The following is a 9607-nucleotide window of genomic DNA, read 5'->3' on the forward strand; positions in this document are numbered from 1 at the left end:
ACATATACTTAATGCCATGCGCGACAAAATGGCTCAGACGGCTCCGCAGCCTGGCGTCCGGACGCTTTGGCCACGAGCCAACTTTGCCAGGCCAGATTCGACTTCCCAAGGGAATCATGAGCCGATAACTAAGCCGTGCAACAGTCAGCCCTTCACCAACCACCACAAGAAAGGAATTTGACCATGAAACGGACCCTTGCCGCGGCGGCGATCTCGGCAATCGTATTCGCCATGCCCGCCGCAGCTGAAACCGTCGACATGGCGACGGTCAAATGCGCGGACCTCGCGAACATGAAGGAGGACGAAGTGAATTTCATGTTCTTTTGGCTTCTTGGCTATGCCGGCGGCCAGGCCAGCGACACCACCATCGACCTCAGCGCGATGGACTCAATCGGCAAAAGCATCGGCGAGTACTGCGCTGAGAACCCGGACGTTGGGCTCGTCTCGGCGGTGACCAACGTTCTCTCGGAATAACTGACCAGACCCTGGTTACACGAAGGGCCGCCTCTCGGGGCGGCCCTTATCGCTTTCTGAATGGCGCGAGTGACGGGGCTCGAACCCGCGACCTTCGGCGTGACAGGCCGTCATTTATGGCGTGAAATCAAAGGGTTTGTAAAGTTTTGGCTTGTGGAAGTGCGGTGGAAAAATGGGATCAGTTGGAAATTTCTTCGGACCACGAATTAGGTCTCCCGCCCCAGCCTTACGGGCTTTCGATGCGCACAGTCATGCCAGGCAACCACGACGCCGTCGATCCCGTCAGTCGGGCGCATCAGGATCGTGAAAAGCCAACGGCCTGATGGCCCTGCAAAACCGTACAGTCTTGGACGACTTGTAAGGCGTAACCATCTGCATCCTGCTCTCAGTCACCCAGATCTTGGCGGCGCAGGCTTCAGACCACCGAACAAGAAGTCGAATCACCGACCGCTTCGTCAGCCGCATGGTGCGGCTGGCCTATCTGTCGCCGGACGTGCTGGAGTGGCTGGTGATTTCGCGCGATCCACCGTCGGTGTCGGTGAACGAGCTTATTGAAATCACCTACCTGCCGTGGGCGAAGCAGACGGAGCGAGTGTTCGACGGCAGGCCGTCTACGCGCGCATGGGCTACAAACAGAACGAAAGCGGCAGGACAGGTCTTCCCGCTGCGCTGAAAAGCACCACCGCCGAGCCAGAACACGGCGGCTTCGCGGTCTGATCCGCCCTGTTCCAGCAGCCCGCGCGACCGCAGGCGCCGCTCTGGGCGGAAATTGCTTGTCCAGCGGTTGGACTCAGGCGATCTTCACGTCAACCGGCACGCCACTTGGGGAATGTCGGGCTGGACCTCTCTTGCTTCGCGGTGAACAAAAGTGACCGCAATTCTCGTTTCTGCATCAAGTCTTGGGTAAAGGTCAGCCATGCAGCGTTTCGCCCATTCCGTTCCTGGTCGGCCCGAGCAGGACTGGGAGCTGGTGGCGCACCACCTTGCAGCGGTCGGCGAGCGCGCAGCGGGGTTCGCGGCACATTTCGGGGCGGACGCGATGGCCCGCGCGATGGGCCTGCTGCACGACATCGGCAAGTGCTCGGAAGCCTATCAGCGCTATATCCGCCAGCCCGAAAGCGAGGGAGCAGCAAAGGGGCCTGACCATAGCACGGCGGGCGCGCGGGAGGCAGAACAGGCGTTCGGCAAGGGGTTTGGCCGGCTGATGGCCTTCGGCATTGCCGGGCACCACGGCGGGCTGATGGACGGGGCGGATTTAACCGGGCGGCTTGGCAAGGCGCTTGAGGACTATGACGGTTGGCGGAAGCACGCCGGGACGTTGCCGACACAACAGACCGTGGCAGACGTTCCGTTCAAGCCCAACGCCATCGACAAGGCCTTCTCCCTCGCCTTCCTAGCACGGATGGCGTTTTCCTGCCTGGTCGATGCTGACTTCCTTGAGACTGAACGGTTCTATGCCCAGTCGTGCGGTGACGAGCCGCCCCGGCGCGGCGGGATTCTCGAACCGCAGCACCTGGACGCCGTGCGCGCACACATGGCGAACTGCCGCCGCGACGACACGGAGGTCAACCGCCTCCGTTCTGCCATCCTCGACCACGCCAACGCTAAGGCGACGCTGCCGCCGGGGCTGTTCACGCTGACCGTACCGACCGGTGGCGGCAAGACGCTGACCTCGCTCAGCTTTGCGATGGAACACGCGGCCGCCCATGGGTTGCGGCGCGTAGTCTATGTTATCCCGTTCACCTCGATCATCGAGCAGACGGCGGCCGTGTTCCGTGAGCAGGTGGGGCTGGGCGAGGACGCGGTGCTCGAACACCATTCCAGCTTCGATTGGGATCAAAAGGCGCCAGCCACCGGCAACGATGTGGAAGCGGAAGGCGCACAGGGCCTAGCCAAGCTGCGCCGCGACGCTGAGAACTGGGACGCGCCCATCGTCGTCACCACCGCCGTGCAGTTCTTCGAAAGCCTATTTGCCCGCCGCCCCAGCCAATCGCGCAAGCTGCACAACCTGGCCGGAAGCGTGATCGTGCTGGACGAGGCGCAGTCAATCCCCGTGCATCTGCTGCGCGCCTGCATGGCCGCAATCGACGAACTGGCGCGCAACTATGGCGCCAGCGTGATCCTGTGCACCGCCACCCAACCTGCACTGCGCAAGCAGGACGAGGCTTTGCCGATCGGACCGCAGGGAGTGGCCGAAGGGCTGGACATTCCTGCGGAGCGCGAACTGGCTCCCGATCCGGCGAAACTCTACGAAAGGCTGAAGCGGGTCGACGTCGAGTGGCGGCGCGATGCAGTGGGCGATGCGGAAATTGCCGCCCGTTTCGCTGAACGGCGACAGATGCTGTGTATCGTCAACAGCCGCGCCCACGCCCGCGACCTGTTCAACGAACTGCGCGAGCAGGGGCAGGCGGGCGCGGCGCACCTCACCACGCTGATGTGCGCCCGGCACCGCCGCCAGATGCTGGCGCAAGTGCGCGCGGATCTAGCGGCGGGCGAGCCGGTCCGGCTCGTTTCCACCAGCCTGATCGAGGCTGGCGTCGACGTCGACTTTCCCGAAGTCTGGCGCGCGGCGGCGGGACTGGCGAGCATTGCCCAGGCTGCCGGCCGCTGCAACCGTGAGGGCCGGTCGGAAGGCATGGGCCGCGCAGTGGTGTTCGAGGCCGCCGGTCGCAAGGTGCCGCCGATGATCGAGGCGTTTTATGCCCCGGCCCGCGAGGTGCTGCGGCGCGAGGGGCTGGACGTGCTGGGTCTGGAGGCGATCCGGGACTATTACAAGGCGCTCTACTGGCGGCAAGGCCATGCCGCGCTCGACCGCGCCATGCTGCCCGATGGCGAGACGCTGGCAATCATTCCGGCGATCCGCGAGACCGCCCGCAGCGCCGAGTTCCCATTCGCCCGCATGGCTCAGGCCTTCCACCTGATCGACGAGGCGATGGACCCAGTGATTATTCCTTACGACGACATCGCTCGCGAGGCAATCCGGGCGCTAACCAAGGAGCCATTCCCGCCTGCCGGCGTCCGCCGCCGCCTGCAGCAATACGTCGTCCCCGTCCCGCCCCGCGCTCGCGATGCACTTCTCGACTGTGGTGCCGTGCAGGCGATCCGGCCAGAGGAGTACGGCGACCGCTTCATGGTGCTGGTCGAGGAAAAGCCTGGCTTTCTGCCCGAACTCTACGATGCCGGCATCGGCCTGCGGATCGATCTTAACCCGGCTAACCGTTCGGCCGAAAGCAACATACTTTCCTAATGTGTCCGGAATATTCGCATCATTGTTCACGTATTTTTAGGTAATTTGTGCGTTTCCTGCGTTGAATGGGAGCGGCGGCGATGGCTGTTCGATTACGTGTCTGGGGCGAACGCGCCTGTTTCACTCGCCCCGAGATGAAGGTCGAGCGCGTCAGCTATGACGTTATCACCCCCTCGGCCGCACGCGGCATCCTCGAGGCGATCCACTGGAAGCCGGCGATCCGCTGGCAGGTGGACCGCATCCATGTGCTGAAACCCATCCGCTTCCAGTCGCTCCGCCGCAACGAGGTGGGGGCCAAGGCGAGCGCCGCCAACGCCGCCAGCGCCATGAAGCGCGGCGACACCCAAGGGCTGGGCATCGTGGTAGACGAGAACCGCCAGCAGCGTGCGGCACTGGTGCTGGTCGATGTCGCCTATGTGATCGAGGCGCATTTCGACATGACGGCGAAAGCCGGACCGGAGGACTCGCCTGCCAAGCACGTCTCGATGTTCAACCGTCGCGCCGCGCAGGGCCAGTGCTTTCACCGCCCGTGCCTCGGAACCCGCGAGTTCGCCGCCGAGTTCGCGCTGATCCCCGAAGGCGAGGCCCTGCCGCCGAGCGAACTGCCGCCCGACAAGCACGACGCCGACCTGGGCTGGATGCTGCACGACATCGACTTCGCTAACGGCAATGAATCTCGCTTCTTCCGCGCAGAGATGCGCGGCGGCGTGATCGAGGTACCGCCGTTCTACGCCGCAGAGGTCGTGCGATGACGATCCTGCAATCGCTGGAAAGCTATTATCGCCGACTCCCCGGCGTGGCCGAGCCAGGGTGGAGTCCGGAAAAGTTTGGATGGTCCATCGTGCTCAGCCGGCAGGGCGAACCCGTTGACGTGGAGGACATCCACGACTTGCTCGGCAAGAAGCCGCGTCCAAAGCTCCATGCCGTTCCGGCGGCAGTGAAGCGCACGGTTGGCATCGCCCCCAACTTCCTGTGGGACAAGACCGCCTATGTGCTGGGCCGCACGGCGGGCGAGGGCAAGCGCACCGCGCAGGAACACGCCGCGTTTGTCGCCACGCACCTCGAACGCCTGGCCGGGCATAATGACGAGGGGCTCGCAGCCCTGCGGCGGTTCCTTGAAAAGTGGGCGCCCGAACGGTTCGACGCGCCGCCCTTCAAGCCGGAAATGCTCGACGCCAACGTCATGTTCCGGCTAGACAGCGACCGCTGCTATATACACGAACGACCCGCCGCCCGCGCGCTGGTCGCCACAGGGCAGGGCGGGGCCGAAGAAGAGGGAATCCTTTGCCTCGTCACCGGCGAACGCGGCGCGGCGGCTCGTCTGCATCCGACGATCAAAGGCGTGGAAGGCGCGCAATCATCGGGCGCTCCTCTGGTTTCGTTCAACCGCGACGCCTTCACCTCTCTCGGCAAGGAGCAGGGCGAGAACGCGCCGACCAGCGAGGCGGCAGCGTTCCGGTATGGCGCGGCGCTCAATCACCTGCTGACGCGCGACGGGCCGAACCGGCTGCGCCGGCCGGTGGGCGATGCGACCGTAGTGTTCTGGGCCGACGCCAGCGATGCGCAAGCGGGCGAGGCGGCGGATTCCTTCTTCGCCCAGTGCTTCGACAGCGACAATTTGGAGGAAGCGCAAGCCTACCAAATCCGGAAACAGTTGGACGCTGTCGCAGCTGGTAAACCGCTGGCCGAGGTGTGCCCGGCCATCGAACCGGGTACCCGGTTCCATGTCCTAGGCCTCTCGCCCAACGCGGCGCGGTTGTCGGTGCGGTTCTGGCTGAGCGATACGCTCGACGCTTTCGCGCAGCGGCTCGCCCGCCATCACGAGGACTTGCGCATCGAACCCGCGCCGATGGGCTGGGGCGCCGCGCCGTCGGTCAACCGGCTGCTGGTCAATACCACTGCTCTGCAGCGCGAGTACAAGAATATTCCACCGCTGCTCGCCGGAGAGGTCATGCGAGCGGTGCTGTCGGGTACGCGCTATCCGCTGAGCCTGCTTTCGGCCGCACTGGTCCGCCTGCGCGCGGGCGACAATGCCGAATCGGGCTGGCATGCCGCCGCGATCCGCGCGGTGCTCGTCCGCCTCAACCGCCGCAATCCCGAAATTTCCGAACAAGGAGAAACGCCAATGAGCCTGAAGAGGGACCACGCCAATCCGGGCTACCAGCTCGGGCGGCTGTTCGCCGTATACGAACTGGCGCAGCGCGCCGCGCTGGGCAAGGTCAACACCACCATCCGCGACCGCTATTTCGGCGCCGCCTCGACCACGCCGGCCAGTGTCTTTCCGCTGATCGTGCGCGGCGGCCAGAACCACCTGGCCAAGGTGCGCAAGGACAAGCCGGGCTGGGCCACGCTGATCGAGCGCGAGTTGGAGGAGATCAACGACCGGTTCGAGCCGCGCCCCGATGGCATCTGGCCGCGCTCGCTGCGCCTCCAGGACCAGGGCGAATTTGCCATCGGCTACTACCACCAGCGTGCGGCGAAACTGAGCAACGACAAGGGCGAGGCCGTCACCGCCGACGATCTGCACGAAACCACCGACCACGAAGGGGCCGAATGATGAGCACTCCCGTCACCAACCGCCATGAATTTGTCCTCTACTTCGACGTGGCGAACGGCAATCCCAATGGCGACCCCGACGCCGGCAACATGCCGCGCCTCGATCCCGAGACCAACCAAGGCCTCGTTTCCGACGTCGCGCTGAAGCGCAAGGTGCGCAATTTTGTCGCGCTGGCGAAGGGTGATGCGCCGGGTCACGAAATCTACATGACCGAAGGCGCCACGCTGAACAACCAGCACAAGAAGGCATGGGCGGCAAAAATGCCCGAAGTGACCAAGGACGAGGAGTTCAAGAAACTCCCCAAAGACCAGCAGAAGTCCCGTGATCTCACCGCGTGGATGTGCGCCAATTTCTGGGACATCCGCACGTTCGGCGCCGTGATGACCACCGGAGTCAACGCGGGGCAGGTGCGCGGGCCGGTGCAGTTCACCTTCGCCCGCTCGGTTGAGCCGATCCTGCCGCTCGAAATCTCCATCACCCGTATGGCCGCGACGACCGAGAAGGACGCCGAGGACAAGGGCGGCCGCACGATGGGCCGCAAGCACATCGTGCCTTATGGCCTCTATCGCGCCCATGGCTTCGTGTCTGCCCCGCTGGCCCGACATCCCGCCAAGGGTACCGGCTTTTCGGAAGACGACCTCGAACTGCTATGGCAGGCGCTCACCCAGATGTTTGACCACGATCGCTCCGCTGCGCGCGGCGAGATGGCGACGCGCAAACTGATCGTGTTCCGCCACGACAGCGCGCTCGGCAACGCCCAGGCACAATCGCTGTTCGACCGCGTGAAGACCTGGCGCGTGCACGAAGGCTCGACGCAAGCTGTCGGCGCCCGCGCGACCGATAACTGGCCACCTGCCCGCCATTGGTCCGACTACGCCGTGACCATCGACCGCGAGGGCCTGCCCGGCGGCGTCGAGGTGATCGAGCGGTTCTGATCGGATGATGCAACCGCCGCCACCGGATCCGGCCGCCGAAGACGCGCTGGTGCCGGTGTCAGCCTTGCAGCACTACCTGTTCTGTCCGCGCCAGTGCGCGCTGATCCACGTAGAGCGCATCTGGACCGAGGACGGGGCGACCGCCGAAGGGCGCCTGACGCATGAACGCGTCGACGGCGGCCGGCCCGATCGCCGCGCGGGGGTGCGCACGGTGCGCGGGCTGGTGCTGCGATCGTTTGCGCACGGCCTTTCGGGCAAGACCGACGCGGTCGAATTCCATGGAGCCACGCCCTATCCGGTCGAATACAAGCGCGGCCGGCCCAAGGCCCACCGCGCCGACGAGGTGCACTTGTGCGCGCAAGCGTTGTGCCTCGAGGAGATGTTCGGCGTTCCCGTTCCCGAAGGTGCGCTGTTCTATGGCCAGACCCGCAAGCGCATGGTTGTACCCTTCGAAGCAGATCTACGCGCGCTAACCGCCCGCGTCGCCGCTGACTGCCGTGCCATGATCGCCGAAGGCCGCACGCCCCCGCCGCATGAGATGCCCGCCTGCAGCCGCTGCTCGCTGGCCGAAGCCTGCCGACCGGGTAGGCTGGAGAAGCCACCTTCGGTCCGCCGCTGGCTGCTCCGCCAGATCGGCCCGGCGACAGACGACTGAACCGCATAGTAGCAGGAAGCCGGAATGATGCGCCGTCACCTCAACACCATATACGTCACCAGTGACAACGCCTGGCTGCGCAAGGACGGTGCCAACGTTGTTGTCGAGGTGGAGGGCGCCGAGCGTGGCCGCGCCCCGCTGCACATGATCGAGGGCATCATCTGCTTCGGCCGGCCCGGCGCTTCGCCCGCGCTGATGGCGGCCTGCGCCGAAACGGGCATCGCACTGTCCTTCCTCACCCCGCAAGGCAAGTTCCTCGCGCGGGTGGAAGGGCCGCGCACCGGCAACGTTCTACTGCGACGCACACAATACCGCGCCGCCGACGATCCGGCCCGCTCCGTGCCCATCGTGCGCGGCATCGTCACTGCCAAGGCGGCCAACCAGCGCACCGTCCTGCGCCGGGCGCTGCGCGATCACGGCGAGAGCATGGCGACCGGGGCGCGTGCCGCGCTGGAGGCGGCCGAGGCCCGCCTGTCACACATCGCTCGCCGCGCTGCTCTGGCTGAGGATATAGACACAGTGCGTGGCCACGAAGGCGACGCGGCCCAGCTCTATTTCGGCACGTTCGACGCGATGATCCAGCGCGACCGTGATGCATTCGTCTTCCGCGGCCGCTCGCGACGGCCGCCGCTCGATCGGATCAACGCGCTGCTCTCGTTCCTCTACGCGATGCTTGGGCATGATTGCCGTTCGGCTCTGGAGGGCGTGGGCTTCGACCCGCAGGTCGGTCTGCTGCACGCTGACCGTCCGGGCCGCGCAAGCTTGGCTCTCGACCTGATGGAGGAACTGCGCCCCGTCATGGCCGACCGGCTCGCGCTGACGCTGGTCAATCGCGGGCAGGTGAAAGCGGGCGACTTCCGCACCGACGAGGGCGGTGCCGTCTCCCTGACCGACGACGGGCGCAAGGCTGTGCTCGTTGCCTGGCAGGAGCGCAAGAAGCGCGAGCTGCGCCATCCGTTCCTGGGAGAGGAGATGGCGCTGGGCCTCGTGCCGCATATTCAGGCGCTGCTGCTGTCGCGCCACCTGCGCGGCGATATCGACGGCTATCCGCCCTTCGTTTGGAAGTGACCGATGCTGATGCTGGTGACCTATGACGTGAACACCGAGGACACGGCGGGCCGCAGGCGCTTGCGCCGGGTGGCGAACGCCTGCAAGGATTTTGGCCAGCGCGTCCAGAACTCGGTGTTCGAGTGCGAGGTGGACCCGGCGCAATGGACCCTGCTCCGGGCCCGCCTGCTCGACGAGATCGACGCGCAGAAGGACTCGCTGCGCTTCTACCGCCTCGGCGCCGATGGCAAGCGACGGGTGGAGCATGCAGGCGCCAAGGAGCCGACGGATCTGGGAGGTCCTCTGCTGTTCTAACCGCAGCGCCATGCCTGCGCGAACCGGAGTCTGTTTGCGGAATTGACGAGGTGTTCGCGCGGCAATAAAATCCAACTAAGTCATTGATTTGATCGCCTTCGCGAACAGTTCCACACCTTGGACGTGCAGCACCTCCGCTAGGTTCGCGCAAATCGGGCGATTTACGTATCTTTATCATCCGTTTATATGACGGCTGTCGCCCCCGCGATGGGGGCGACCGGAGAATGTCCTTACGCATGGCACCGGGGCGCTGTTTCGATCCACGCCCCCGCGAAGGGGGCGACGGACTTACCGGCAGAAAGTCATTGACCAGTATTTGTTTCGATCCACGCCCCCGCGAAGGGGGCGACCATAGCGCCCGGAGTTCACAAACTGCG

9 protein-coding genes are annotated in these 9607 nt (G+C 65.2%); all 9 read left to right on the forward strand.

Annotated features, from left to right (window positions below):
• The first annotated feature begins 183 nt into the window (after positions 1–183).
• The 9 genes from ACKOED_RS05170 (at position 184) to cas2 (ending at position 9230) form a co-directional block, all read left to right on the forward strand.
• Complete coding sequence (locus ACKOED_RS05170) at positions 184–474, forward strand: HdeA/HdeB family chaperone (protein WP_408915513.1); 291 nt, start codon at positions 184–186, stop codon at positions 472–474.
• A 400-nt stretch (positions 475–874) separates the two neighbouring features.
• Entirely contained in the window at positions 875–1147 is a 273-nt protein-coding gene (locus ACKOED_RS05175) for a hypothetical protein (RefSeq protein ID WP_408915514.1), read from the forward strand.
• Between the two features lie 243 nt (positions 1148–1390).
• A complete protein-coding gene (locus tag ACKOED_RS05180) occupies positions 1391–3721 on the forward strand; it encodes a CRISPR-associated endonuclease Cas3'' (RefSeq protein ID WP_408915515.1) in 2331 nt (776 codons plus the stop codon).
• Positions 3722–3801: 80 nt separating this feature from the next.
• Entirely contained in the window at positions 3802–4473 is a 672-nt protein-coding gene (gene cas5c / locus ACKOED_RS05185; protein ID WP_408915516.1) for a type I-C CRISPR-associated protein Cas5c, read from the forward strand.
• A complete protein-coding gene (gene cas8c, locus ACKOED_RS05190) occupies positions 4470–6278 on the forward strand; it encodes a type I-C CRISPR-associated protein Cas8c/Csd1 (RefSeq protein WP_408915517.1) in 1809 nt (602 codons plus the stop codon). The genes cas5c and cas8c overlap by 4 nt, the downstream gene beginning before the upstream one ends.
• Positions 6275–7213 carry a type I-C CRISPR-associated protein Cas7/Csd2 gene (gene cas7c / locus ACKOED_RS05195; protein WP_408915518.1) on the forward strand — a complete coding sequence of 313 codons (939 nt, stop codon included), beginning with the start codon at positions 6275–6277 and terminating at the stop codon, positions 7211–7213. Before cas8c ends, cas7c begins: the two co-directional genes overlap by 4 nt.
• Before the next feature lie 4 nt (positions 7214–7217).
• The gene (gene cas4, locus ACKOED_RS05200; RefSeq protein WP_408915519.1) at positions 7218–7868 is read left to right on the forward strand and encodes a CRISPR-associated protein Cas4; all 651 of its coding nucleotides are present in this window, start codon (positions 7218–7220) and stop codon (positions 7866–7868) included.
• A gap of 24 nt (positions 7869–7892) precedes the next feature.
• A complete protein-coding gene (gene cas1c / locus ACKOED_RS05205; protein ID WP_408915520.1) occupies positions 7893–8936 on the forward strand; it encodes a type I-C CRISPR-associated endonuclease Cas1c in 1044 nt (347 codons plus the stop codon).
• Positions 8937–8939: 3 nt separating this feature from the next.
• A complete protein-coding gene (gene cas2 / locus ACKOED_RS05210) occupies positions 8940–9230 on the forward strand; it encodes a CRISPR-associated endonuclease Cas2 (RefSeq protein ID WP_408915521.1) in 291 nt (96 codons plus the stop codon).
• The last annotated feature ends 377 nt before the right edge of the window (positions 9231–9607 follow it).

Origin of the sequence: Aestuariivirga sp. (genome assembly GCF_046093005.1) — a bacterium.
Lineage (GTDB): Bacteria > Pseudomonadota > Alphaproteobacteria > Rhizobiales > Aestuariivirgaceae > Aestuariivirga.